The organism is Neisseria sicca, assembly GCF_014054945.1.
In the GTDB taxonomy this organism is placed as follows: Bacteria; Pseudomonadota; Gammaproteobacteria; order Burkholderiales; family Neisseriaceae; genus Neisseria; species Neisseria sicca.
Map to the genome: position 1 here is coordinate 2,424,668 of NZ_CP059566.1, position 24,283 is coordinate 2,448,950.

General features: G+C 50.4%; 23 protein-coding genes. 14 read left to right on the plus strand and 9 right to left on the minus strand.

Going from position 1 to position 24,283, the window contains the following annotated elements:
* Window positions 1-6 precede the first annotated feature (6 nt).
* Window positions 7-954: an IS110 family RNA-guided transposase gene (locus H3L95_RS11555; protein WP_003760479.1), complete on the plus strand. Its 948-nt coding sequence runs from the start codon at window positions 7-9 to the stop codon at window positions 952-954.
* Between the two features lie 122 nt (window positions 955-1,076).
* Here H3L95_RS11555 and ppc read toward each other — a convergent pair whose 3' ends face one another.
* Window positions 1,077-3,779, minus strand: coding sequence for a phosphoenolpyruvate carboxylase (ppc, locus tag H3L95_RS11560; protein WP_003760477.1), 2,703 nt, complete (start codon window positions 3,777-3,779; stop codon window positions 1,077-1,079).
* Window positions 3,780-4,196: 417 nt separating this feature from the next.
* Between ppc and H3L95_RS11565 the strand changes: the two genes are divergently transcribed.
* The 3 genes from H3L95_RS11565 to H3L95_RS11575 all read left to right on the plus strand — a co-directional run bounded on the left by H3L95_RS11565 (window position 4,197) and on the right by H3L95_RS11575 (window position 6,391).
* A complete protein-coding gene (locus tag H3L95_RS11565) occupies window positions 4,197-4,673 on the plus strand; it encodes a cyclic pyranopterin monophosphate synthase MoaC (RefSeq protein ID WP_003760475.1) in 477 nt (158 codons plus the stop codon).
* Between the two features lie 152 nt (window positions 4,674-4,825).
* A complete protein-coding gene (locus H3L95_RS11570; protein WP_003760470.1) occupies window positions 4,826-5,581 on the plus strand; it encodes a HesA/MoeB/ThiF family protein in 756 nt (251 codons plus the stop codon).
* Between the two features lie 171 nt (window positions 5,582-5,752).
* Window positions 5,753-6,391, plus strand: coding sequence for a YcxB family protein (locus tag H3L95_RS11575; RefSeq protein ID WP_003760469.1), 639 nt, complete (start codon window positions 5,753-5,755; stop codon window positions 6,389-6,391).
* 554 nt (window positions 6,392-6,945) lie between these two features.
* Here the strand turns inward: H3L95_RS11575 and H3L95_RS11580 are convergent.
* From H3L95_RS11580 to H3L95_RS11610, 7 genes are all read right to left on the minus strand, one after another.
* Window positions 6,946-9,783 carry a valine--tRNA ligase gene (locus H3L95_RS11580; RefSeq protein ID WP_003760465.1) on the minus strand — a complete coding sequence of 946 codons (2,838 nt, stop codon included), beginning with the start codon at window positions 9,781-9,783 and terminating at the stop codon, window positions 6,946-6,948.
* A 135-nt stretch (window positions 9,784-9,918) separates the two neighbouring features.
* Window positions 9,919-10,212 carry a helix-turn-helix domain-containing protein gene (locus H3L95_RS11585; RefSeq protein ID WP_003744960.1) on the minus strand — a complete coding sequence of 98 codons (294 nt, stop codon included), beginning with the start codon at window positions 10,210-10,212 and terminating at the stop codon, window positions 9,919-9,921.
* A 546-nt stretch (window positions 10,213-10,758) separates the two neighbouring features.
* Window positions 10,759-11,538 (minus strand): type I methionyl aminopeptidase, encoded by a 780-nt coding sequence (gene map / locus H3L95_RS11590; protein WP_003768885.1) that lies wholly within the window; start codon window positions 11,536-11,538, stop codon window positions 10,759-10,761.
* 177 nt (window positions 11,539-11,715) lie between these two features.
* Entirely contained in the window at window positions 11,716-12,321 is a 606-nt protein-coding gene (locus tag H3L95_RS11595; RefSeq protein WP_003760456.1) for a hypothetical protein, read from the minus strand.
* A gap of 100 nt (window positions 12,322-12,421) precedes the next feature.
* Entirely contained in the window at window positions 12,422-13,033 is a 612-nt protein-coding gene (locus tag H3L95_RS11600) for a BON domain-containing protein (protein ID WP_003760455.1), read from the minus strand.
* 72 nt (window positions 13,034-13,105) lie between these two features.
* Window positions 13,106-13,699 (minus strand): phosphoheptose isomerase, encoded by a 594-nt coding sequence (locus H3L95_RS11605; RefSeq protein ID WP_003760453.1) that lies wholly within the window; start codon window positions 13,697-13,699, stop codon window positions 13,106-13,108.
* Window positions 13,700-13,703: 4 nt separating this feature from the next.
* On the minus strand, window positions 13,704-14,051 hold the full coding sequence (locus tag H3L95_RS11610; RefSeq protein ID WP_003760451.1) for a YraN family protein: 348 nt from the start codon (window positions 14,049-14,051) through the stop codon (window positions 13,704-13,706).
* A 55-nt stretch (window positions 14,052-14,106) separates the two neighbouring features.
* Between H3L95_RS11610 and rsmI the strand changes: the two genes are divergently transcribed.
* The 10 genes from rsmI to H3L95_RS11660 all read left to right on the plus strand — a co-directional run bounded on the left by rsmI (window position 14,107) and on the right by H3L95_RS11660 (window position 22,312).
* Window positions 14,107-14,994, plus strand: a complete 888-nt coding sequence (gene rsmI / locus H3L95_RS11615) for a 16S rRNA (cytidine(1402)-2'-O)-methyltransferase (protein ID WP_003760449.1) — start codon at window positions 14,107-14,109, stop codon at window positions 14,992-14,994.
* A gap of 410 nt (window positions 14,995-15,404) precedes the next feature.
* Window positions 15,405-15,758 carry an ATP synthase subunit I gene (locus tag H3L95_RS11620; protein ID WP_003768900.1) on the plus strand — a complete coding sequence of 118 codons (354 nt, stop codon included), beginning with the start codon at window positions 15,405-15,407 and terminating at the stop codon, window positions 15,756-15,758.
* A complete protein-coding gene (atpB, locus tag H3L95_RS11625) occupies window positions 15,748-16,617 on the plus strand; it encodes a F0F1 ATP synthase subunit A (RefSeq protein ID WP_003760445.1) in 870 nt (289 codons plus the stop codon). The genes H3L95_RS11620 and atpB overlap by 11 nt, the downstream gene beginning before the upstream one ends.
* 51 nt (window positions 16,618-16,668) lie before the next feature.
* Window positions 16,669-16,902: a F0F1 ATP synthase subunit C gene (atpE, locus tag H3L95_RS11630; protein ID WP_003760443.1), complete on the plus strand. Its 234-nt coding sequence runs from the start codon at window positions 16,669-16,671 to the stop codon at window positions 16,900-16,902.
* A 71-nt stretch (window positions 16,903-16,973) separates the two neighbouring features.
* Window positions 16,974-17,444 carry a F0F1 ATP synthase subunit B gene (locus H3L95_RS11635; protein WP_003760441.1) on the plus strand — a complete coding sequence of 157 codons (471 nt, stop codon included), beginning with the start codon at window positions 16,974-16,976 and terminating at the stop codon, window positions 17,442-17,444.
* A gap of 4 nt (window positions 17,445-17,448) precedes the next feature.
* On the plus strand, window positions 17,449-17,982 hold the full coding sequence (locus tag H3L95_RS11640; protein WP_003760439.1) for a F0F1 ATP synthase subunit delta: 534 nt from the start codon (window positions 17,449-17,451) through the stop codon (window positions 17,980-17,982).
* A 10-nt stretch (window positions 17,983-17,992) separates the two neighbouring features.
* Window positions 17,993-19,540 carry a F0F1 ATP synthase subunit alpha gene (gene atpA / locus H3L95_RS11645; RefSeq protein WP_003760437.1) on the plus strand — a complete coding sequence of 516 codons (1,548 nt, stop codon included), beginning with the start codon at window positions 17,993-17,995 and terminating at the stop codon, window positions 19,538-19,540.
* 24 nt (window positions 19,541-19,564) lie between these two features.
* Window positions 19,565-20,440, plus strand: coding sequence for a F0F1 ATP synthase subunit gamma (gene atpG / locus H3L95_RS11650; protein WP_003760435.1), 876 nt, complete (start codon window positions 19,565-19,567; stop codon window positions 20,438-20,440).
* 38 nt (window positions 20,441-20,478) lie between these two features.
* Window positions 20,479-21,876 carry a F0F1 ATP synthase subunit beta gene (gene atpD, locus H3L95_RS11655; RefSeq protein ID WP_003760432.1) on the plus strand — a complete coding sequence of 466 codons (1,398 nt, stop codon included), beginning with the start codon at window positions 20,479-20,481 and terminating at the stop codon, window positions 21,874-21,876.
* A 10-nt stretch (window positions 21,877-21,886) separates the two neighbouring features.
* On the plus strand, window positions 21,887-22,312 hold the full coding sequence (locus H3L95_RS11660; protein ID WP_003741652.1) for a F0F1 ATP synthase subunit epsilon: 426 nt from the start codon (window positions 21,887-21,889) through the stop codon (window positions 22,310-22,312).
* Window positions 22,313-22,896: 584 nt separating this feature from the next.
* Here the strand turns inward: H3L95_RS11660 and H3L95_RS11665 are convergent.
* Entirely contained in the window at window positions 22,897-23,925 is a 1,029-nt protein-coding gene (locus H3L95_RS11665) for a T6SS immunity protein Tli4 family protein (protein ID WP_040668876.1), read from the minus strand.
* Between the last annotated feature and the right edge of the window lie 358 nt (window positions 23,926-24,283).

Genomic DNA, 24,283 nt, shown 5'->3' on the forward strand with positions numbered 1-24,283 from the left:
AAACAAATGTATCTCGGCATAGACGTATCAAAACGCACACTAGATTGCTGTCTGATTTCAGACAGCCTTTTTTTTGAAAGGAAGTTTGACAACGGCCAAGACGGCTTTCAGAAGCTGAAAGAATGGCTGCAAGAACACGAAGCAGACGAAACACTACATTGCTGTTGCGAAGCAACGGGCAAATACTATCAGGCGGCAGCGGAGTTTTTGGCCGAAAGCTACACCGTAAGCGTAGAGAACCCGCGCAAGATAAAAGGCTACGGCACGGCCAAGCTGCAAAGGTCGAAGACCGACCGACTGGACGCAAGGCTGATAGCAGGATACTGCCGCGACATGAAGCCCCGACCGTGGCAGCAGCCCGACCAAGCACAAACCAAACTGAAAGAACTCAACCAATACCGCCAGCGGCTAAAGCGGCAGAAAGCCGCAGAGCAGACTAAAATACAGACCGTTCCTGAATACCTTGTCCAACTCGTGAAGGCACACATTGAACACCTGCAAGACCAAATCAGATTAGTAAACGGCCAAATCAAACAGTTCTACCAAGACCACCCGATCCATAAACAGAACCGCAGACGGCTGCAAACCATCACGGGCGTAGGCGAAGCCGCCGCCGATGCACTGCTTGCCGTGCTGGCCGCACACCAACGGTTTAAGAGTGCAAAGCAGTTGACGGCCTATCTAGGATTAGACCCCAAGACCCACCAGTCGGGAACAAGCGTCAACGGCAGAGAGCGGATTTCAAAGGTCGGCAGCGTCCACATAAGAACCGCCCTGTATATGCCGGCAATGCAGGCATACCGCAGCAGCACCTTTGCCGCGTTCGTGAACAGGCTCAAAACCAACGGCAAAAGGCCGAAACAAATCATTGTCGCCCTGATGCGGAAACTGGCCGTCATTGCCTACCACCTGATAAAGACAGGTAGCGATTTCGAAGAAAAACGCTATTTGTAGAGAGACGGCAAAATACCAACATACTGAAAAATCAGTATGTTGGGATATTTGCGCCTGATTAAAATGTAAAGAAATTGTAAAAATTATAGACAGGTCAAAACACTATCTTTTTTCGTGCTGCCTTAACCTGTATTGCGCAAACCTTGTGCCACGCCGTTGATGGTCAGGTGCACCATCAGGAGGGTGTGCGGGTCGTGCGGGTCTTTGCGCAGGCGTTTGAGCATGGCGACTTGCAGGCCGTTGAGCGCGTTCAGGTACGGAATCCGCAGGGCGAGCGAACGGGCGAGGCTGCGGTTGTCGCGCAAGAGTTCGTCGGTTTGCAAAAGGTCAAGCAGGGCTTTGCGGCTGCGTTGGTATTCTTCCTTAATCATGCCGAAGATGACGGCGGCTTTTTCGGGCGATTCGCTCAAGCCGGCGTAGTTTTCGGCGAGGGTGATGTCGGTTTTCGCCATGACTTGTTCCATATTGGAGAGCATGGCTTGGAAGAAGGGGTTGTGCTGCGCGTGTTCCCGCAGGGCGGCGAGGGTTTCGGGTTTGCCTTCGCACAGGCTTTCCACTGCGCTGCCGAAGCCGTACCACGCGGGCAGCATCAGGCGGTTTTGCATCCATGAGAACACCCACGGTATCGCGCGCAAATCCTGTATCCGCGCCAAAGTTTTGCGGCTGGCGGGGCGGCTGCCGAGGTTGAGGGTGGCGATTTCCTGTATGGGGCTGGTTTGCAGGAAATAGTCGATGAAGTCGGGGTGGGTAATCAGCTCGCGGTAGTATTTGAACGATACGTCCGACAATGCCTGCATGAGCGCGGGTTCGGGGTCTTTTTGATCGGGCAGCAGGCTGGCTTCGAGCGTGGCGGCGACGAGGGTTTCGAGGTTGCGCACGGCGTTGCCGGGGTCGGCGTATTTTGCGGTGATGACTTCGCCTTGCTCGGTGATGCGGATTTGTCCGGCAACGCTGCCCGCCGGTTGGGCGAGGATGGCTTGGTAAGACGGGCCGCCGCCGCGTCCGACGCTGCCGCCGCGGCCGTGGAAGAGGCGCATACGGACATCGTATTTTTTGAAGAGTTCGACCAAACCCAATTCCGCCTGATAGAGACACCAAGAGCTGGTCACGTAGCCGCCATCTTTATTGGAATCGGAATAGCCGAGCATGATTTCCTGAATGTTGTCGCGGCTTTGCAGCAGGTCGCGGTACCATTCGTTGCTGAACATGGTTTCCATGACGGGGCAGGCGTTTTCGAGGGCTTCGATGGTTTCGAAGAGGGGGACGATGTTGATGCGGCTTTGCGGTTTGCCGTTTTCAACTGTCAACAGACCGCTTTCTTTAAGCAGCAGCGCGAGGGCGAGCAGGTCGCTGGGCTGTTCGCAGTTGGAGATGATGCTTTGGGTAACGGCGTTTTCACCGAATTCGTCTTTGATGTTGCGCGCTTCGTTGAAAATCGCCATTTCGCGGCGGGTGTGTTCGCTGTAAGTGATGAACGGGCTGGACAGCGGCCGCTGGTGTTTCAGCTCGCGCAGCAGGACGGTTTGTTTTTCCGTTTCGGAAAGGCTGCCGTAGTCTTCCAAACCGGCGTGTTTGAAGAGTTCAGCGACGACATCGGCGTGTTTTTCCGCGTGTTGGCGCAAGTCGAGCGGCATCATGTGGAAGCCGAACACGGACACGGAGCGGATCAGGTCGGCGAGCCTGCCTTCGCCCAAAAGCGCGCTGCCGTTGTCGCGCAGGGAGCGTTGCAGCTTGTGGAGGTCGTCTGAAAACTCTTGCGCGGAGGCGTAAGGCATCATGAAGCCGAATTTGCAGCCCATACCCAAGCCGAGCGAGCGGGCTTTGCCCATCACGCGCGCCATGATGTAGGCGATGGCGCGGCGGTACGGCTCTTCGGTGCGGGCGATTTCTTCGTCGGGCGATTCGTCGGACAACGCCATTACGTCGTCGTTGACTTTGACGCGGCGGACGGAAAGCGGCAGCTCGCGGTAGAGTTTGTCGAGTTCGCCACGGTAAAAACGGAACACGGCGTCGGCATGGCGGCGGAAAGCAAAACGCAGGGTTTCGGCGGAGACAAACGGATTGCCGTCGCGGTCGCCGCCTATCCAGCCGCCGATTTTTAAGATGTCGGGCACGTCCACATCAGGATAGGTCGTCTGAAACTCGCGTTCCATGCTGCGGTAGAGTTTGGGCAGCGCCTCGAAGAAACTCATCGGGAAGATGGATACGCCGTTGTTGATTTCATCGTTGACGCTGAGTTTGTGGTGGCGCGTTTCGCTGGTTTGCCATAAGCCCAATAAGATAGTGTCGATTTCGCGGCGCAATTCCGCCAGCGCGTCGGCATGGGTGCAGCGTTCGCGGCGGGGCAGGAGGGCGCGGATGCGGCGGTTGAAGTTCAACACGGTTTGGCGTTGCACTTCGGTCGGGTGCGCGGTCAGAACGGCGGTAACATTGGTCGTATTTAATTGTTTTTGAACCGCCTTGCCGCCGATTTTCGCCGCTTTGAGTTTGCGTACCGTTTCCGCCAGGCTGCCTTCCGCGCCGCCGTGTCCCGCCTCTTCGTGGATTTGGCGGCGGCGTTCGTGGTGTACGTCTTCGGCGATATTCAGAATCTGCGCAAACAGGCCGCAGGCAAGCGTAAGGTCGTGGGTTTGTTGTTCGTCCAGTTGCGGCAAAACCTTCTCAATCAAAGCCGCGCTGTCGTCCGAAGTGGACAACAGTTTGACCGTTTCCACCACCAAAGGCGAGGCTTCTTCGTGCAGGAGTTTGTACAAAGATTGTTTCAAAAATTCCGCGTCTGCCGCCAGAGCCGCGTCTTTGGGATTGTTCAGGATATGCAGTTGCATGATTTTCTCTCTTTATTTATCTTAAAAACAAACGTAAAACATTGTATAGCAGGTCGTCTGAAACCGCCATCGGAAAAGGTGTTGCAAAACACTGAAACTTGATGTAACCCGCATCCGCGCAAGCCGAGCCGTTAATTCCTTAACAAAACCGCCCGTGCATTTCAGTCCGATTATTCTGCCGTTCGTATCCGCAGCATAGTCCGAAGTGTAGAAATCCCGTAAAATATAGTGGATTAACTTTAAACCAGTACGGCGTTGCCTCGCCTTAGCTCAAAGAGAACGATTCTCTAAGGTGCTGAAGCACCAAGTGAATCGGTTCCGTACTATCTGTACTGTCTGCGGCTTCGTCGCCTTGTCCTGATTTAAATTTAATCCACTATACTACGACATAAAATCCTATTTTCACGCAGGCACAGTATGTTCAACTTCAATTCCGTACGAGAAAACGACAAACGCCAACCCACCGTCCGCACCGCCGTGGCAAGCGGCTCCATCAACATGAGCACCTCCGCCATCAAAGTTTTGGCGGAAAACGCCACCCAAAACGCAGGCATCCTCAACGTCGCCCGTATCGCCGCCGTCCAAGGCATCAAGCAGGTCGGACTGCTTGTCCCGCTTTACCAGCCACTCCCCCTGCAACACGTCCGCGTCGATTTCGATGTCGATGTCGAACTCGCCTACGTCAAAGCCACCGTAACCGTTTCCTCGGAAGTCGGCAAAAGCATCACGACCGAAGCCGTCACCGGCGTCAACATCGCCCTCATATCCATCTACGACATGATGAAAGAAGTCGACCAGTCCATGATGATGACCCGCATCCACCTCGAATCCGAAAGCGGCGGCGAACGCGGCCCGTTCGTATTCGACGATGCCTACGAAAACATCGAATTCTGATTGAACAAAACAAGGTCGTCTGAAAGCCAGTTTGAGGTTTCAGACGACCTTTGGCATGAGGCATACAGATGGATACAACAGAGGGCAAACGTCGATATGGCGTTCCCGTTTTGCCGACTCCATCCGCGATCCAAGTATTCAGACGACCCATTATGAACGACCAACAACTGCTCCGTTACAGCCGCCACATCCTTCTCGACGAAATCGGTATCGAAGGGCAGGAAAAAATGCTCGCCGCCAGCGTCCTCGCCGTCGGCTGCGGCGGACTGGGCGCGGCAGCCCTCCCGTATCTTGCCGCATCAGGCGTCGGCAAACTCATCATCGCCGACCACGACACCATAGACGATACCAACCTCCAACGCCAAACCACTTTCACCGAAGCCGATATCGGACAAGCCAAAGCGCAAGTGATGGCAGGTCGTCTGAAAGCCGTCAACAGCGCGTGCGACATTACCGCCTTGACTGAAAAGCTGGACGAAGCCCGCCTGACCGAACTCATGCGCGCCGCCGACATCGTCCTCGACTGCACCGACAACTACCCCACCCGCCAAGCCATCAACCGCGCCGCCGTCGCTACCCGTACCCCGCTGGTTTCCGGCGCCGCCGTGCGTTTTGAAGGACAAATCGCCGTGTACCGCCCCGACTTGACTGACAGCCCTTGCTACGCCTGCCTGTTTGACGGCGACACCGCCGACGACGGCGCCTGCGCACTGTTCGGCGTATTTTCCCCGTTGGTCGGCATCATCGGCGCCACCCAAGCTGCCGAAGCCCTCAAAATCCTCACCGGCGCAGGCGAACCGGCACACGGCAAACTGACGGCCTACAACGCCCTTACCGCCAAATGGCAGACATTCCGCGTCCACAAAAATCCCGATTGCGGCGTATGCAGCAAAGCGCACCGGTCGTAGTGGGACAGTTCGCTAAAAGTGATAAAAGATATGGAAACCAAGTTTCAGACTACCTTTTCAAGAAGGTTTAAGCCTTAGGAAAGGTCGGTTTTGCATCGATAAAACTGCCCCACGCGGCTTATTTCACATAAAATGGGGTTGCCTGAATAACCAGCAATCTTGGGATACGCTATGGACACAGACCTCCAGCAAACTGACCACCTGCAAATATCCTTCTCTCCTACCGATCAAGACAGACGCTATGTGGGAAGGCGGCTTTTGCGTTATATAGAGCCTGCTTGGCGGCGCAAATATTGGTTTGGTTCGGCTGCATTCCTGCTGGTGTGGGGCAGTCTATTCGTCTTTGCTTGTTGGTTGTTTAACGGCATCAACAATACCTATGTTCAAAACTGCTATCTGTTTGCCGATTCGCAAACTGACAGTTTGGAGTACTGTCTGTATAAAGCTGGGGACGACGGCAGCTCCCTATGGATAATGGCAGGTCTCATCTACGCCACCACCATGGTGATGTATTTCGATCAGCGTTGGACATATCGCAGCTTTACCCGCATAGTCAGCCATCCTCTGGATGGGCGGCGTTTCTCCATTATCCTTTCAGCCGAAGGCCTTACACAGGAGGAAGCAGGGCGCAACAGGCATTTTCATCATTGGGCAGGCGTGGAGCGTATCATCGAAGACCAAGCATTCCTGCTGTTTTATATCGACCGTAACATCGCCTATTTTATTCCGATTGCCGCTTTTGCAGAGGCGGGAATGGATGCCCACGCGTTTTATACCCGAGCGATGGAGTTGAAGGCTGCGGCAGAATAGGTAAATCCAAACGAAACAAAGGCTACCCGAAAAACCATTTTTGGTTTTCAGACGACCTTTCTTTTCCTTAAATCTAAAAGCGGGCAAAGTTCTGATTGTATAGTCAACCTGCTTAGTTTTGACATGGCTGACGATAGGTGCAGCATCAAAAACAAAAAAAGTAAACTGAACTGACAAACTCAACAACATTTTGAAATAAAAAAGTTTCGTTGAGTCTTGAACCATCTACAATTACGAAAAAGCGCAATCAAATAATAAAAAACAGCGCGATTAACAGCAGTTGAATACATAATTTAAACAATGCAGTACGACTAACAAAGTAGATGGGTAAAGTGCCGAAAATAACCATCAGGAAGATAATCAGCCATGGTTGCCATCTGTTAAGATGGGTGGCTTCAGTAAAGCATGTATGAATATGAAATACCACAATGGCAACAACGAGTAATATAGGTGCAATTTCAGTCATAGTAACATCAGGCATAGTTCTATTGTCCCATTGATTAAGACCGTCTGAAATTTAAGTTTCAAACGGTCTTTTCTTATTCAACCAACAATCAGTCTTTCAACTTCGCCAACTGATTTTGCACTTTCGCCATCTTATCTTCCAACTCCGCCAAATCGGCTTTGTCTTTTTCCACCAGATGCGCGGGGGCTTTTTCGGTGTAGCCGGGTTTGGAGAGTTTGGCATTGAGTTTGTCCAAGGCTTTTTGCAGCTTCTCGGCTTCTTTGCTCAAACGGGCGGCTTCGGCGGCTTTGTCGATTTCGACTTTCAGCATCAGGCGTGCGCCGTTGCAGACGGCGACGGGCGCGTCTTCGCTTTCGGGAAGGGCGGCGACTTGCTGTGCTTCGGTCAGGCGGGTCATCATCGGCAGGTATTTGAGGTAGTCCGCCAAGTCGTCCGCGCTTTCGACAAACAGGGGGGCTTTCACGTTGGGCTGGATACCCATTTCGCCACGCAGGTTGCGGACGGCGCCGATTAAATCCTGCAACACGGTCATTTGCTCGAAGGTCGTCTGAACGATTTGTTCGCGGTCGGCTTCGGGGAAGCGGGCAAGCATGATGCTGTCGGCGGTTTTCGCGTCGCACATGGGGGCGACGGTTTGCCACAGTTCTTCGGTGATGAACGGGATAATCGGATGCAGCAGGCGCAGGGCTGCTTCGAGTACGCGTAACAAGGTATGGCGTGTGGCGCGCTGGCGGCTGGCGCAGCCGGTTTGGAGCTGTACTTTGGCAAGTTCCAGATACCAGTCGCAATAGTCGTTCCATACGAAGCTGTACAGGGTTTCCGCCGCCAAATCAAAGCGGTAGGTTTCATAGGCTTGCGTTACTTGCTCGATGGTCTGATTCAGACGGCCTATGATCCACATATCGGGGAAGGAGTAGCCGCGCGGTTCGGCGGCGGTTGCGCCGTAGCCGCAGTCTTGGTTTTCGGTGTTCATCAAGACGAAGTTGGTGGCGTTCCAGATTTTGTTGCAGAAGTTGCGGTAGCCTTCGGCGCGTTTGAAGTCGAAGTTGACCGAACGACCCAAGCTGGCGTAGCTCGCCATGGTGAAGCGCAAAGCGTCCGCGCCCATGCTGGGGATGCCTTCGGGGAAGAGTTTTTTCGTGGCTTCTTCCACTTTCGGCGCGGTTTCGGGTTTGCGCAGACCGGTCGTGCGTTTCACCAGCAGCTTGTCCAAGTCGATGCCGTCAATCAAATCGACGGGGTCGATGACGTTGCCTTCGGATTTGGACATTTTTTTGCCTTCGTGGTCGCGCACGATGCCGTGGATGTACACGTCTTTAAACGGTACTTTGCCGGTGAAGTGGGTGGTCATCATAATCATGCGCGCCACCCAGAAGAAGATAATTTCGTAGCCGGTAACCAAGACGTTGGACGGCAGGAAGGCTTTGAGTTCGTCGGTTTCAGACGGCCAGCCGAGCGTGGAGAACGGCACGAGCGCGGAGGAGAACCATGTGTCCAATACGTCTTCTTCGCGGGTCAAGCCTGTTTTGCCGGCTTGTTTTTCGGCTTCTTCCTGATTGCGGGCGACGTAAACATTGCCTGCTTCGTCGTACCACGCGGGGATTTGATGGCCCCACCACAGTTGGCGCGAGATACACCAGTCTTGGATATTGTTCATCCATTGGTTGTAGGTGTTGACCCAGTTTTCAGGGATGAAGCGCACTGCGCCGCTATCAACGGCTTTTTTGGCTTTGTCGGCGAGGCTTAAGCCTTTGAATTCGCTGTCAGGCTCGCCGCCGTTTGGTGTGGCAGACATGGCGACAAACCATTGGCTGGTCAGCATCGGTTCAATCACCGAACCTGTGCGGTCGCCTTTCGGTGTCATCAGCGTGTGCGCTTTGATTTCGACCAACAAGCCTTGTTCCTGCAAATCGGCAACCATTTGTTTGCGCGCGGCAAAGCGGTCTAAGCCTGCGTATTTTTCAGGCAGGGCAAAGCCTTGTTGCGCTTCGCCTTTGAAGTTGAACACTTCGGCGTTTGCCAGCACTTTGGCTTCCAAGTCGAACACATTAACCAAGCGCGTGTCGTGGCGTTTGCCGACTTCGTAGTCGTTGAAGTCGTGCGCAGGCGTGATTTTCACACAGCCGGTACCGAAGTCTTTTTCGACGTATTCGTCGGCAATCACGGGGATGGTGCGGCCGGTCAGCGGCAGGATTAATTCTTTGCCGATCAAATGGGTATAACGTTCGTCTTCAGGATTGACGGCAACGGCAACGTCGCCCAGCAGCGTTTCGGGACGGGTGGTCGCCACGATAACGGCTTCGGCGGGATTGTCGGCCAACGGATAGCGGATGTGCCACATAGAGCCTTGTTCTTCCACGCTTTCCACTTCCAAATCCGATACCGCCGTGCCCAATACCGGATCCCAGTTCACCAAGCGTTTGCCGCGGTAAATCAAGCCCTGTTCATACAGGCGTACGAACACTTCGGTCACGGTTTCGGCGCGCACGTCGTCCATCGTGAAATACTCGCGCGTCCAGTCGGCAGAGCAGCCCACGCGGCGCATTTGTTGGGTAATCGTGCCGCCGGAAACTTCTTTCCATTCCCACACTTTTTCCAAGAATTTCTCGCGGCCCAAGTCATGACGGGACACATTTTGCGCGGCAAGCTGACGCTCGACCACGATTTGCGTGGCGATGCCGGCGTGGTCGGTGCCGGGAATCCAGGCGGTGTTGCAGCCTTTCATGCGGTAGTAGCGGGTCAGGCCGTCCATAATGGTTTGGTTGAAGGCATGGCCCATATGCAGCGTACCGGTTACGTTGGGCGGCGGCAGTTGGATGGAAAAAGACGGTTTGGTCAAATCCATATCGGGCTGGAAATAACCTTGGGTTTCCCAGTTTTGATAGTGTTTGGATTCGATTTCGGCGGGATTGTATTTGTCTAACATGGTAAAAAATGCTGTCTGTAAAAGGGTTTGCGGGCAAACGTCTGTTTAAAAAATAATTGCGGATTATAGCGCAAAAAGGTCGTCTGAAACGGAATATCGTTTCAGACGACCTTTTTGAAACAAATCGAAACGGGCTTATTTGCCTTTGTCGGATTTGGCTTCTTTTTTCAAGGAAGCGTACAACTCAGGGTCGCGGTTTTTCAGCAGGGAGGCAATCGCCAAATCGTCGCGGTTTACTTTTGCCAAGTCAACGCGTTCGATGTGTACCAAGCGCAGCAGCTCGCGTACAGGTTTGGGCATATTGCGGCCAGATTCGTAACGTGAACCACCGGACTGAGTTACGCCGATACGGCTCCAAAAGTCCATTTGGTTCAAACCGAGTTTTTTGCGGATATCGCGGATGTTGTCAATTTTCTCAAACGACTTCATGAAAATTCCTTTTTCTTCTGTATTGTTTGTTGATAAGCAATTCTGCTTCTTCACATTGGGAAAGTGCAAATTAGTTTTCGACGGCAAAGTTCCTTACAGGGGAAATCATTAATTGCGACATAGAAAACTATCTATACTGAATTGTTAGACAGTATATTCGAAAGAAGTTTTGTAGAATTCTTCATAAATTGGCTAAATATTTCCAAGTTAAATATTTTATAGAAGAAAAAACATTTAAAACAATAGGATAGCAATTGGGTATCGGTAATATTTTACACAAATAAACAGTCGTTTCGGGAATGTTGCGTTTGACATTATTTATTATACATAATTGTTTTGCATGAAATTATGGAGAAAGTACAGTGGAGATGGGCAAATTTGTCTATATCTCAGTCCGATGTTTAGATCTGGATTGGGTGGTCGGGAATGGTTTTGATAGAGGCAATTTAAAAAGGTCGTCTGAAAACGAGGTTTGTGGGTTTCGCCAACAACCTTGTTTATATTTCAGACGACCTTTTTGCTTTGAAAGCGGGATGGTTTGACAGATTAGGGTTTGCCGGTGGCAGGGCTGATGGTCAGGATTTCGTAGCCGGTTTCTGTCACTAAAACTTCATGTTCCCATTGGGCGGAGAGGGAGCGGTCTTTGGTTACGACCGTCCAGCCGTCGTTTAGGATGCGCAGGTGGCGTTTGCCTTGGTTGATCATCGGTTCGATGGTGAAAATCATGCCGGGCTTCAGGACGACGCCTTGTCCTTTCCGACCGTAGTGCAGGACTTGCGGGGCTTCGTGGAAACCGCGTCCGATGCCGTGGCCGCAAAATTCCTGTACGACGGAGTAGCCTGCGTTTTCGGCAACTTGTTGGCAGGCGTAGCCGATGTCGCCCAAGGTCGCGCCGGGTTTGACGGCGGCGATGCCTGCCATCATGGATTCGTGGGTGATGTCGATCAGGCGTTGGGCGATGGGGGAGACTTTGCCGACGGTAAACATGCGGCTGGAGTCGCCGTGGAAGCCGTCTTTTTTGATGGTCAGGTCGATGTTGATGATGTCGCCTTCTTTGAGCGGCTTGTCGTCGGGAATGCCGTGGCAGATGACGTGGTTGACGGAGGTGCAGCAGGATTTGGGGTAGGGCGGGTTGCCGTAGTGCAGGGGGGCGGGATAGCCGCCTTGGACGTTGACGTGGTAGTCGTAAACGAGTTTGTCGATTTCGTTGGTGGTTACGCCGGGTTTGACGAATTGTCCGATGTAGTCGAGGGCTTCGGCAACGAGTTTGCCCAGTTCGCGCATTTTCTCGATTTCTTCGGGGGTTTTGATGATGATTTCGTTCATGTTGTTTCCTTGATGGTTTCAGACGACCTTGTTGCGGCACAAAGGTCGTCTGAAAGGGAAGGGGATGAGTCGGCAGCTTGCTTTTGGAACACTGCAACGAGGTGTGCGGACGTTTCGGCTGTTTTGGATTCGCGACTGATGCCTGAAGTTCAAATTAAAGCCGAATGCCAGTCCGCACTAGAATAGATTGTCGATGACTTCTTTGGATTTGGAAGGAGCCTTAGGTTTCGGTGTCGGCTTAGGTGCCGGTTTGGCTGCTTCGGGTTGACGCTGTTCGGGTTTTGCCGCGGGTTTGGATTCGGTCGGCTGTTCCGACGGCGTACGTCTGTTGCCTGCTGCGGCGGGTGTGCTGCGCGGCGTTTTTTCTTCGATATCGGGCGTTTCGGTTACAGCAGGTTTGGCGTTTGCTTTGTTATTGGCGGGTTTGTCTTCTGAGGCTTCGTCCTCAGTCGGGGCGGTGTTGCTGTTTTTGCCGTTTGATTTGTTTTTGGGCGGGATGACGGGATTTCTGGAATCGGTTTTTTCGTCGTCGTCAAGCTCGGCTTTGGCGGCAGGCTTGGTTCTGTCCTCTTCGGGAGCGCCGATGGGGCGCCAGACTTCGACAGGGGTGTCTTTGGGAACGGGTTTGTTTTTAATGGCTTCGCGTTCTTGGGAATCGTGGCTTTTGATGGTGCTGATGACGCCGATGACCAAGGCGGCAACAGCAATGATGCAGACGCCGAAAAAGGCTCCGATTAAATGTTTGGGTTTGAGTTGGAATGAGGATTTAGGGGTTTTGGACATGATAAATCGGTAAAAATGAAATCAATCGGGCGGATTGTATCGTAATAGGTCGTCTGAAACAAAATCAGGTTTCAGACGACCTGTCAGTCAAGGGGCAATCCTATGGCTGTTGGGTGTAGTTTTGATACAGGGTAACGACTTTTTGTACGCCCACGGTGGTGCTGACGCGTTGGGTCACTTTTTCCTGTTCTTCAGGCGTCAGGATACCCATCACATAGGTCACGTTGCCGTAGGTCACGATTTTGACGCGCGCCTGCGTGGTGGGTTTGAGGCCCAAAAGGGCGGTGCGGACTTTGGATGTGCCCCATGTGTCGTTGGTTACGTCGCCGAAGGTGCGTCCTTGGGGGGCGACGGTGATGTAGTTGTACACGCCTTCGGCGGCCTGCTCGGCGCGGGCGATTTGTTCGACGAATTGTTTTTCGCCTTCAGTGGCGACTTGTCCGAGCAGCAGCAGGTGGCGGTTGTAGCCGACGACGTTGAGTTTGGGGGTGTAACCCTGCGCTTGGTTGTTTTGGCGCAGGTAGGAGCGGGCGGTAGTTTCGACGCGTACCGCCATTACGTTGTCGTCGGTTTGCGCGCCTGTGGTGCGGCGGTCGACGGCGGATTTGGTGCCGACTGCCGCGCCGCCGAGGAGTACGCCGACACAGCCGCTGAGTGTCAGGCTGAGGAGGAGGGCGGTCAGAACGGGTGCGGTATGACGTTTGATGTTCATATTTTTTCCTTGATGATGGGTTCGGCGGATATGTTTCAGACGACCTTTAAAAGAGGTCGTCTGAAAAAAGGCTTACATTCCTTCAAGCAACATGGAGTCGATGCAGTCGCACATGGCGTGTATCAGCAGGATATGGTTTTCCTGAATGCGGGCGGTGCGCGGGTAGGGGACGTTGAGCAGTACATCGGTGTCTTTGAGCATGGCGGCGATTTTACCTCCGTCGCGGCCGGTCATGGCGATGATGTGCATATCGCGTTCGTGTGCCGCTTTAATGGCTTCGATAACGTTGGCAGAGTTGCCGGAGGTGGAGATGCCGACCAAAACGTCGCCGGCGCGTCCGAGCGCGCGCACTTGTTTGCTGAACACATGGTCAAAGCCGTAGTCGTTGCCGATGGCGGTCAGCGCGGACGTGTCCGTCGTCAGCGCGACGGCAGCAAGTTCCATCCGCTCTTTTTCAAAGCGTCCGGTCATTTCGGCGGCGAAGTGCTGCGCGTCGGCAGCCGAACCGCCGTTGCCGCAGGCTAAAATTTTGCCGTCATTCATCAGGCATTGCAGCATCAATTCCGCTGCTTGAGCAGTCGGCTCGACCAATACTTTTTCGGCTTCCTGCTTGGCAAGGATGCTTTCGGCGAAATGGGCGGCAACGCGCTCTTGTAATGTCGTCATATCGTCAACCTGTAATATTCTTTATCCATTCGGGTGGGCGGTTTCCTTCTATCAGCACCGCATCGATGCGGCACGCGCTATCCGTCATGCCGTTTTGTTGCAGATAATACTCCGCAGACCGTTGCAGTTTCAATAACTTAGATGGCGAAATACTGTATGCGGCACCGCCGAAACCCTGATTTTTGCGGTATTTTACTTCAACAAACAGAATCATGTTACCGTTTTTGACAATCAAATCGATTTCGCCGTAAGCGCAGTGCCAGTTGCGCGCCACGAGTTTGCAGCCTTGCGAAAGAAGAAACGCCAGCGCGGCATCTTCGCCCGCCACCCCTTGTTTGTGATTCAGACGCATGGAAGTTTACCCCGTATAATATCGTTATATTGTTTTCAGACGACCTGATAAAGCCATGTTTCAAAAACACCTTCAAAAAGCCGCCGACAGTATTGAAAAACGGACATTATACGTTGTCGCCACGCCCATCGGCAATTTGGCGGACATCACCCTGCGCGCGCTCTCCGTCCTGCAAAAAGCCGACATCATCTGCGCCGAAGATACGCGCGTTACCGCACAGCTTCTGAGCGCATACGGCATACAGGGCAAGCTCGTCAGCGTGCGCGAGCATAACGAACAGCAGATGGCGGACAAAATCATCAACCATCTTTCAGACGACCTCACTGTCGCACAAGTTTCCGACGCAGGTACGCCCGCCGTCTGCGATCCGGGTGCGAAACTTGCCCGCCGCGTGCGCGAGGCAGGGTTCAAGGTCGTCCCCGTTGTCGGCGCGAGCGCGGTCATGGGTGCATTGAGCGTCGCAGGCGTTATCGAACCCAATTTCTACTTCAACGGCTTTCTGCCGCCAAAATCCGGCGAACGGCAGAAGCTGCTTGCCAAATGGGCGCAGGCTGATTTCCCCGTCGTGATGTTTGAAACCCCGCACCGCATCGAAGCCACCCTTGCCGACATGGCAGCCCTCTTCCCCGAACGCAGCCTGACCCTGGCCCGAGAAATCACCAAAACCTTCGAAACCTTCCTTAGCGGCACGGTCGCTGAAATTCAGACGACCCTGAAAAACGACGGCAATCAGGCGCGCGGCGAAATGGTGCTCATCCTCCATCCTGCGCCCTGTGAAAAACACGATACCTTGCCCGATGCCGCCCAAAACGTTATGAAAATCCTCGCTGCCGAACTGCCTACCAAGCAGGCCGCCGAACTTGCCGCCAAAATTACCGGCGAAGGCAAAAAAGCCTTGTATGATTTGGCATTGGAGTGGAAACGGGTTTCAGACGACGTTTGAAGGTGGGGGTCGTCTGAAAAAAGAGGGAAGGGTGGTTGTTGAATGATGATGGTATTAACGTGGGTTATGTCCTGAATCACAGAATATTCTGCGAAAAGAAAATCTGCCAAAGACTTGCCTGATTTATATCGTTTTATTTTAAACGAAATAAAACAGAAACCCTCATAAAGCCTGATGGTGAAGGTCGTCTGAAACGTTCAGACGACCTGCTTTTAGAATTAAGATGAAGATATTGAAAATTCTGCAATCTAATGTCTGTAATTGTATGTAATGCGTGATATAATGCGAACTCTTTGCCTTACGTTAAGGCAAAGTTGGATATGAACTCACAAAGATTAACATATTGCTTGACGTTCATAGGCTTCTTGATTATATTTAGCCTCGCATTACTGTCGGGATTTCCCGTTTTTATGAAGCAGATTCTCATCTTACAAATTCTGGTTTTGGCAGCGGTTGCGCTGATTAGCGCCGCATTTTCAGGTTTGGCAGGATTTTGGTCTGCTGTCGCAGGCGGGTTTTCCTATCTTATTCCCTCCGCTTTCGCAGTTTTACTTTTAAAACTTTCCAAGTGTAACCCTTTGTATCATGGTAAAGCGTTCATTATTGGGGAAGTTTTAAAAGTAGTGCTGTCGCTGGTAATGATGCTTGCCGTATTCGCAGTTTGGCATCAGTCTTTGATATTCTTTCCGTTCTTGTTCGGATTGCTCGGTGTCAGCCATTTGGTTTTTTTAGTATTGTTGAGAGTGAAGCATTATGGCAGGTGACAAAATTACTGCTACTGATTACATCACGCACCACTTGCAAAGTTTGACCAGCCTTTCCGATGTCGCTAAAGGACAAGGCTTGGATAATATTGCTGATTTTTCTTTTATTAATATTGATGCAATATTTTTCTCTGTATTGTTGGGTGTAATCGGAAGTTTCCTACTTTTGCGTGGGGCCAGGAAGGCGACGGCGGGTGTGCCCGGGCGTTTTCAGGCTGCCGTCGAGATTTTGTTTGAGTTTGTGGATGATATGTGTAAAAGCATTATTCACAACGAGCAATCTCGAAAAGCCATTGCTCCGTTAGGCTTGACGCTGTTTGTATGGATTTTCCTGATGAATGCCATGGATATGCTGCCGGTCGATTTGTTCCCGTGGCTGTGGCAAAACATTATTACCGGTAACCATCATGCATTGTTGCGTATCGTACCGACCGCAGATTTGAATACTACATTAGCGTTGGCTATCGGCGTCTTGGTGATTTGTATTTTTTACAATATCAAAATCAAAGGTATCCGTGGTTGGATTCATGAGTTGTTCAGCGCTCCGTTCGGCGCCAAACTTGCTCCCGCCAACTTCCTTTTGAATCTGGTCGAATTCCTCTCTAAAACAGTTTCTCACGGTATGCGGTTGTTCGGTAACATGTATGCCGGCGAGCTGGTGTTCCTTCTGATTGCTTTGCTGGGTGGCGCTTGGGCGACATCTGGAAGCGTTGAAGTGTTGGATCCGATTCTGTTTGGTTTCCACATCCTTGCCGGATTGGCATGGGCGATTTTCCATATCTTGGTGATTACCCTGCAGGCATTTATCTTTATGGCCTTGGCGTTTGTCTATATCGGACAAGCTCATGATGCACATTAATTTATTAGGTAGTTTTTCATTAACTTTCTTTGTTTTCTCAAGGAGTAAAAAATGGGTTTGGTAGCAATTGCATGTGGTTTGATCGTAGCATTGGGTGCATTGGGTGCCTCTATCGGTATCGCAATGGTCGGTTCCAAATATCTGGAGTCTTCTGCTCGTCAACCTGAATTGATTGGTCCGCTGCAAACTAAATTGTTCCTGATTGCTGGTCTGATTGATGCCGCATTCCTGATTGGTGTGGCTATTGCACTGTTGTTCGCCTTCGTTAAACCATTTGGTGCATAATCAAACGGCGTGATCCGTCTAGGTACAGACTTCGGTCTGTTTGATTAACACTAGTACGAAGGTTAACTAACGTGAATATTAATGCAACCTTATTCGCTCAAATCATCGTCTTTTTCGGTTTGGTTTGGTTTACCATGAAATTCGTGTGGCCGCCAATCGCAAAAGCATTGGATGAGCGTGCCGCAAAAATTGCCGAAGGCTTGGCTGCTGCCGAGCGCGGTAAGAGCGATTTTGAACAGGCAGAGAAGAAAGTTGCAGAACTCTTGGCTGAAGGGCGTAACCAAGTTTCCGAAATGGTAGCAAACGCCGAAAAACGTGCCGCCAAAATCGTAGAAGAAGCGAAAGAGCAAGCTACTGTCGAGGCGGTGCGGATTACAGCACAAGCTAAAGCTGATGCCCAGCAAGAAATGAATCGTGCACGCGAAGTTTTGCGTGAACAAGTTGCTGCGTTGGCGGTTAAAGGTGCAGAGTCTATTTTGCGCAGTGAAGTAGATACTTCAAAACATGCGCAGCTGCTCAGCGCTTTAAAACAGGAGCTGTAATCTTATGGCTGAGTTCGCAACGATTGCCAGACCTTATGCGAAAGCATTGTTTAATCTGGCGCAGGAAAAAAACCAAATTGAGTCTTGGTTGGGCGGACTGGAAGAATTAGCCGCGGTTGTTCAAAATCAGAAAGTAATTTCTTTTCTTGAGCAACCTGAAATCAATACTTCTGAAAAGGTAAATGTACTTGCCGAACTCGTTGAATTAAAAAGTGATGAATTGAAGAATTTCATTACTGTTCTGGCAGAGCAAAAACGTTTGCCTGTATTGCCTGAAGTCTATGCTCAATATCAAGCTTTAACCTTGTCATTCAATCATACTAAGTCCGCTGTGATTTACAGTGCTTATCCATTGACTGAAGATCAATTGGCTGAGTTGGCTGAAATATTGAAAAAACGCTTCGACAGTAAGTTGCAGATTACAACTGAAGTCGCGCCTGAATTAATTGGCGGTGTCAAAGTTGAAGTGGGTGACCAGGTCTTGGATTTGTCGGTGCGGGGTAAATTGAATGCCCTGTATGCGACTATGACAAATTAGGAGAGTTTTCATGCAGCTTAATCCTGCTGAAATTAGCGATTTGATTAAAGCTAAAATTGAAAATCTGTCTGGAAATACAGAAGTACGTACCCGTGGTACGGTTATTTCTGTAACAGACGGTATTGTTCGTATTCATGGCTTGTCAGACGCAATGCAAGGTGAGATGCTCGAATTCCCGGGTAACACTTTCGGTTTGGCGATGAACTTGGAGCGCGACTCCGTCGGCGCCGTAGTGTTGGGTGAATACGAACATATTAAAGAAGGCGACACAGTTACTTGTACCGGTCGTATTTTGGAAGTACCTGTCGGTCGTGAGTTGGTTGGTCGCGTTGTAGATGCGCTGGGTCGCCCGATTGATGGCAAAGGTCCGATCAACACATCTTCCACAGCGCCAATCGAAAAAATTGCACCGGGTGTAATTGCCCGTAAATCAGTTGACCAACCTATGCAAACCGGTCTGAAGGCCATTGACTCAATGGTTCCGATTGGTCGCGGTCAACGTGAGCTGATCATTGGTGACCGTCAAACAGGTAAAACAGCCGTAGCATTGGATGCTATTGTCAACCAAAAAGGTACGGGCGTTATCTGTATTTATGTTGCAATCGGTCAAAAAGCATCTTCTATTGCCAACGTAGTACGCAAATTGGAAGAGCATGGCGCAATGGAGCACACTATTGTGGTTGCGGCGACTGCTTCTGAAGCTGCGGCTTTGCAATATATCGCACCTTATGCAGGTTGTACGATGGGCGAGTTTTTCCGCGACCGCGGTGAAGACGCATTGATTGTATATGATGACTTGTCCAAACAAGCTGTTGCTTACCGTCAAATTTCCCTGTTGCTGCGCCGTCCTCCCGGTCGTGAAGCATATCCTGGCGACGTTTTCTATCTTCACTCCCGCTTGTTGGAGCGTGCTGCCCGTGTAAATGAGCACGAGGTTGAAAAACTGACTAATGGCGAAGTGAAGGGCAAAACAGGCTCTCTGACTGCATTGCCGATTATTGAAACGCAAGCCGGCGACGTCTCTGCATTCGTACCGACAAACGTGATTTCGATTACCGACGGTCAGATTTTCTTGGAAACTGACTTGTTTAACGCCGGTATCCGTCCTGCGATTAATGCCGGTATTTCGGTATCGCGCGTAGGTGGTGCTGCGCAAACCAAAGTAATTAAAAAACTGGGTGGCGGTATCCGTTTGGCACTTGCCCAATATCGTGAGTTGGCAGCCTTCTCGCAATTTGCTTCCGATTTGGATGAAGCTACACGCAAACAGCTGCAACACGGTGAAGTGGTTACTGAATTGATGAAGCAAAAACAATTCAGCACTTTGGATACAGCTGAAATGGCTTTGACCTTGTGGGCCATTAATAATGGTTCTTACGAAGATGTACCGGTATCCAAGGCATTGGCTTTCGAAGCGGAATTTTTGAGCTTTGTACGCACTCAGCATCCTGGTGTTTTAGAAGCAATCAACGCATCAGGTGCGATGTCCGATGAAAGTGAAAAAGCATTGACCGAAGCCATGAATTCTTTCAAATCTTCTTATGCTTACCAAGCCTAAGAGCTGAAATGAAAGGAGTCTGAAATGGCAGTCGGAAAAGAGATTCTCACCAAGATCCGTAGTGTTCAAAATACCCAAAAGATCACTAAAGCGATGCAGATGGTGTCAACCTCTAAAATGCGGAAGACTCAGGAACGGATGCGCTTGGCGCGTCCGTATGCCGAAAAAGTGCGGACAGTTATGAGTCATTTGGCGCGAACTCATGAAGATCACGGTATTAAATTGTTGGCACCTCATCGTGAAACACGTCGGGTAGGTTTCATTTTAATCACCTCTGATAAAGGTCTTTGCGGTGGTTTGAACGCGAATGTTTTGAAGAAATTCTTAGCGCAAGTCCAAGAATACCAAGAACAAGGCATTGAAGTTGATGTCGTCTGTTTAGGTAGTAAAGGTTTGGCAGCTTGTCAAAATATCGGTTTGAACGTTATTGCCAGTGCGATTAATTTGGGTGATACCCCAAAAATGGAATTGCTGCTTGGTCCATTGACTGAAATCTTCCAACGTTACGAGAAGCATGAGTTAGATAAAATACATTTAGTATATTCGTGTTTTGTGAATACCATGCGTCAAGAACCACGATTGGAGGTTCTGCTGCCTATCGGCGAAAATGTGATAGAAGACGAGGAGAGTTATTCTTCATTCAGTTGGGAATACCGTTATGAGCCAAGTCCTGTCGCAGTGTTGGAATATCTGGTTCGCCGCTATTTAGAGTCTGTGGTTTACCAAGCATTGAGTGACAATATGGCATCTGAGCAAGCTGCGCGTATGGTGGCAATGAAAGCAGCCACCGACAATGCAGGCAATGCCATTAAAGAGTTGCGTTTGGTATATAACAAATCGCGTCAAGCTGCGATTACCACGGAATTGTCAGAAATTGTAGCAGGTGCAGCGGCAGTTTAATGTCGTCTGAAACCTGAACAGGAAATTAGGATACGATAATGAGCCAAGGCAAAATCGTACAAATTATTGGTGCGGTAGTTGACGTGGAGTTTCCGCGTGATGCCATTCCGCGTGTTTACGACGCCCTGAAATTGGATGCAAACGGCCTGACTTTGGAAGTGCAACAGCTTCTGGGTGACGGCGTAGTTCGTACTATTGCAATGGGTAGTTCGGATGGTTTGAAACGCGGCATGACTGTAAGCAATACAGGTGCGCCGATTACAGTACCGGTAGGTAAAGGTACTTTGGGACGTATTGTCGATGTATTGGGTACGCCTGTTGATGAAGCAGGTCCGATTGATACCGACAAACACCGTGCCATCCATCAGACAGCTCCGAAATTTGATGAACTGTCTGCGACTACTGAGCTGCTGGAAACCGGCATTAAAGTGATTGACTTGCTGTGTCCGTTTGCCAAAGGCGGTAAAGTAGGTCTGTTCGGTGGTGCCGGTGTAGGCAAAACCGTCAACATGATGGAATTAATTAACAACATCGCCAAAGCGCATAGCGGTTTGTCCGTGTTCGCAGGTGTGGGTGAGCGTACCCGTGAAGGTAATGACTTCTACCACGAGATGAAAGATTCCAACGTATTGGACAAAGTAGCGATGGTTTACGGTCAGATGAACGAACCCCCGGGTAACCGTCTGCGTGTAGCCTTGACCGGTTTGACGATGGCCGAATACTTCCGTGATGAAAAAGACGAAAGCGGCAAAGGCCGTGACGTATTGTTCTTCGTGGACAATATTTACCGTTACACCCTGGCCGGTACCGAAGTATCCGCATTGTTGGGTCGTATGCCTTCAGCAGTAGGTTACCAACCGACATTGGCTGAAGAAATGGGTCGTTTGCAAGAGCGTATTACCTCTACCCAAACAGGCTCCATTACTTCCATTCAAGCCGTATATGTACCTGCGGATGACTTGACTGACCCGTCTCCTGCAACGACATTTGCCCACTTGGACGCCACTGTCGTATTGAGCCGTGATATCGCCTCTTTGGGTATTTACCCCGCAGTTGACCCGCTCGATTCCACTTCGCGCCAACTGGATCCGATGGTATTGGGTCAAGAACACTATGATGTAGCCCGCGGCGTACAATCTACCTTGCAAAAATACAAAGAATTGCGCGATATTATTGCCATTCTGGGTATGGACGAATTGTCAGACGAAGATAAACTGACCGTGATGCGTGCGCGTAAGATCCAACGCTTCCTGTCGCAACCGTTCCACGTTGCCGAAGTATTTACCGGCTCTCCCGGCAAATATGTATCGCTGCGTGACACCATTGCCGGCTTTAAAGCTATCTTGAACGGTGAATACGATCATCTGCCTGAACAAGCTTTCTACATGGTAGGCGGTATCGAAGAAGCGGTCGAGAAAGCGAAAACCTTAAACTAAGGAGGTTGGCATGAGCATCATGCGAGTTGAAGTGGTAAGTAGCGAGCAGAACATCTATTCAGGCGAAGCCAGTTTTGTAGTGGTTCCAACTGTTCAAGGTGAGCTCGGTATTTATCCGCGACACGAGCCGATTATGAGTTTGGTACGTCCCGGTGCATTGCGTTTGACCGTGCCGGGCGAAGCCGAAGAAGTGCTTGTTGCAGTGTCCGGCGGAGTGCTGGAAGTGCAGCCCAACCAACTTACTGTGTTGGCGGATGTTGCCGTACGCAGTTCCGAGATGGATCGGGAGCGCGCGGAAGCTGCCAAGAAGGCGGCGGAAACCGGCATTTCTCAAGCCAAAGACGATAAATCGCTGGCTGAAGCACACAAAGCCTTGGCCGCAGCGATTGCCCAGCTCAAAACCTTGGATTATCTTCGTTCGCACAAAAACAAATAAGCAGATTTGCTTTACAAAAAGCACGGTTGATTACCGTGCTTTTTATTTTTTGGATTGACTGGAAAATATGAAAAATTTGCTGGGATAAGTTCACATAGGGAAGAACATTCTATAGTGGATTAAATTTAAATCAGGACAAGGCGACGAAGCCGCAGACAGTACAGATAGTACGGAACCGATTCACTTGGTGCTTTAGCACCTTAGAGAATCGTTCTCTTTGAGCTAAGGCGAGGCAACGCCGTACTGGTTTAAAGTTAATCCACTATAACAAGTCCAAATTAAAAGGTCGTCTGAAAATTCTTGTTTCAGGTTTTCAGACGACCTTTCGTTTGCCGGCTGCTTGGCATTATGTGGTTTGTGGAATAGTTTTGATACCGTTTGCGAGGGAAGGGCGGGTTGGATATTTTCCAGTCCGAATGGCAATGATTATGTTTGGAGGTCGTCTGAAAATTTTGTCTTACGGTCTTGTGTTGTTTGGAAGGATGAAAGGCTATCGAGAGAAAAGTGTGAGGAAAGATCGTCTGAAAGCTAGGTTCAGGGTTTAATACCATGGAAGCTGCGTTTTCAGACGACCTTTTCCATCGCTATTGCTTCACAGGTTTCAAAGTCGGCAAAACCGTATCCCAAATCGCAAGGACTTCGGCTTCACTGCGCTTCGTTCCGTCTTTTTTCTCAGTGCCAAACTGCATCATGATGCGCGGGTCGCCGCCGTCGCGTTCCCAAAAGAACATATATTTGTTGCCGCCCCATTTCACCAATTTTTCCTCACCCGACATACCGTTGATGGTGCGTTTGCCTTGGCGGATGGTGCGGGTTAGCGCTTTAACCATTGCGCCTTTCCCCAGATTTACCTTACGTTGCAGCAACGTTGCTTCGCCCGCTTTCAACACGTCGCCGTGCATGATTTCCAGACTCATATCGAGTTGTTTGGCAAATTCGACGGTGCTATGGACTTCAAACGGTTTTTTGCCGTCATCGGCAATAAAACCACCTATCAGACAGATGCCGTGTCGGTTCGGTACTTCAAACTCCTGTCTGGTTTTCAAGCCGCTGAGGATTTCTTGGCGGAATTTTTTCTCTATGGTGTTTATCGCTTCTTTTTCTTGAGCTTTCCAGTTGGCAGGGGCTTTGCCATGATTAGAAGGAATGCGGAAATAACTACGCACGATATAAGCATCATCATTATCCAGCTTGAAATATAAATCGGCTTCGTAGGGCATACCGCGATCCCGGATAATATGCTCCCATTCAAAATCCCTACGAGTTACCTGCATCATTGCCCGATCCGGAATCAGGGTACGGGTATCGACGACAATATCCGTTCCATCATAACCACTACGTTTAAACCTATTGATAGTCCTAACGTTTCTATCCCAATCATTAAACATGACCATCACGCTCCAGCCGTTGTAATCAAGGTGCGTACTGCCATGACGGCGTTTGGACGGCAGGCGCAATTGATAGCGGCCGCTGCAATAGGGCTGTTCAGTCCAGTAGGCGGTATCGATGGCGGATTTGGTGACGGTCGGCGAAGTTTCTGCCGATGGGGAAGCGGTGGACGTGCAGGCTGTGGCGGCAAGTATTAAAGACAGCGTGGTCAGACGGATGGACATGGATAAGCTCCGTGATAGATAGGGGTCGTCTGAAAGTATAGTTTATTCAGACGACCTTTGTCATAAAACGGGCTTGGCGGTATTTATTGCATCTGGGTGGAAATTTAGCGCGTTTTTCGAACATGCTTGAGGTTTTGGGGATGACTTCGCTGTCTGACAGTTGGTTACATGTCTGCCTTTATGCTGAACTATTTTTCTTCTTTATTGTCTTTTCCCAAGGTATCGTCTTTTGTTACGGCTTTATTTGCAAAAATTGTTAATATCCGAAAATTTGATTATACTCATAAAGTATTAGTGCTTTTGGTTTATAATCCATTGTTGTAGATTCACTTTTTATTCTGAATCTGCCAATGCCTGA

What these genes read in the sequence shown, in the direction of transcription:
- H3L95_RS11555 (WP_003760479.1), top strand. Translation starts at nt 7, where the DNA reads ATGTATCTCGGCATAGACGTATCAAAACGCACACTAGATTGCTGTCTG.
- ppc (WP_003760477.1), bottom strand. Translation starts at nt 3,779, where the DNA reads ATGCAACTGCATATCCTGAACAATCCCAAAGACGCGGCTCTGGCGGCA.
- H3L95_RS11565 (WP_003760475.1), top strand. Translation starts at nt 4,197, where the DNA reads ATGTTCAACTTCAATTCCGTACGAGAAAACGACAAACGCCAACCCACC.
- H3L95_RS11570 (WP_003760470.1), top strand. Translation starts at nt 4,826, where the DNA reads ATGAACGACCAACAACTGCTCCGTTACAGCCGCCACATCCTTCTCGAC.
- H3L95_RS11575 (WP_003760469.1), top strand. Translation starts at nt 5,753, where the DNA reads ATGGACACAGACCTCCAGCAAACTGACCACCTGCAAATATCCTTCTCT.
- H3L95_RS11580 (WP_003760465.1), bottom strand. Translation starts at nt 9,783, where the DNA reads ATGTTAGACAAATACAATCCCGCCGAAATCGAATCCAAACACTATCAA.
- H3L95_RS11585 (WP_003744960.1), bottom strand. Translation starts at nt 10,212, where the DNA reads ATGAAGTCGTTTGAGAAAATTGACAACATCCGCGATATCCGCAAAAAA.
- map (WP_003768885.1), bottom strand. Translation starts at nt 11,538, where the DNA reads ATGAACGAAATCATCATCAAAACCCCCGAAGAAATCGAGAAAATGCGC.
- H3L95_RS11595 (WP_003760456.1), bottom strand. Translation starts at nt 12,321, where the DNA reads ATGTCCAAAACCCCTAAATCCTCATTCCAACTCAAACCCAAACATTTA.
- H3L95_RS11600 (WP_003760455.1), bottom strand. Translation starts at nt 13,033, where the DNA reads ATGAACATCAAACGTCATACCGCACCCGTTCTGACCGCCCTCCTCCTC.
- H3L95_RS11605 (WP_003760453.1), bottom strand. Translation starts at nt 13,699, where the DNA reads ATGACGACATTACAAGAGCGCGTTGCCGCCCATTTCGCCGAAAGCATC.
- H3L95_RS11610 (WP_003760451.1), bottom strand. Translation starts at nt 14,051, where the DNA reads ATGCGTCTGAATCACAAACAAGGGGTGGCGGGCGAAGATGCCGCGCTG.
- rsmI (WP_003760449.1), top strand. Translation starts at nt 14,107, where the DNA reads ATGTTTCAAAAACACCTTCAAAAAGCCGCCGACAGTATTGAAAAACGG.
- H3L95_RS11620 (WP_003768900.1), top strand. Translation starts at nt 15,405, where the DNA reads ATGAAGCAGATTCTCATCTTACAAATTCTGGTTTTGGCAGCGGTTGCG.
- atpB (WP_003760445.1), top strand. Translation starts at nt 15,748, where the DNA reads ATGGCAGGTGACAAAATTACTGCTACTGATTACATCACGCACCACTTG.
- atpE (WP_003760443.1), top strand. Translation starts at nt 16,669, where the DNA reads ATGGGTTTGGTAGCAATTGCATGTGGTTTGATCGTAGCATTGGGTGCA.
- H3L95_RS11640 (WP_003760439.1), top strand. Translation starts at nt 17,449, where the DNA reads ATGGCTGAGTTCGCAACGATTGCCAGACCTTATGCGAAAGCATTGTTT.
- atpA (WP_003760437.1), top strand. Translation starts at nt 17,993, where the DNA reads ATGCAGCTTAATCCTGCTGAAATTAGCGATTTGATTAAAGCTAAAATT.
- atpG (WP_003760435.1), top strand. Translation starts at nt 19,565, where the DNA reads ATGGCAGTCGGAAAAGAGATTCTCACCAAGATCCGTAGTGTTCAAAAT.
- atpD (WP_003760432.1), top strand. Translation starts at nt 20,479, where the DNA reads ATGAGCCAAGGCAAAATCGTACAAATTATTGGTGCGGTAGTTGACGTG.
- H3L95_RS11660 (WP_003741652.1), top strand. Translation starts at nt 21,887, where the DNA reads ATGAGCATCATGCGAGTTGAAGTGGTAAGTAGCGAGCAGAACATCTAT.
- H3L95_RS11665 (WP_040668876.1), bottom strand. Translation starts at nt 23,925, where the DNA reads ATGTCCATCCGTCTGACCACGCTGTCTTTAATACTTGCCGCCACAGCC.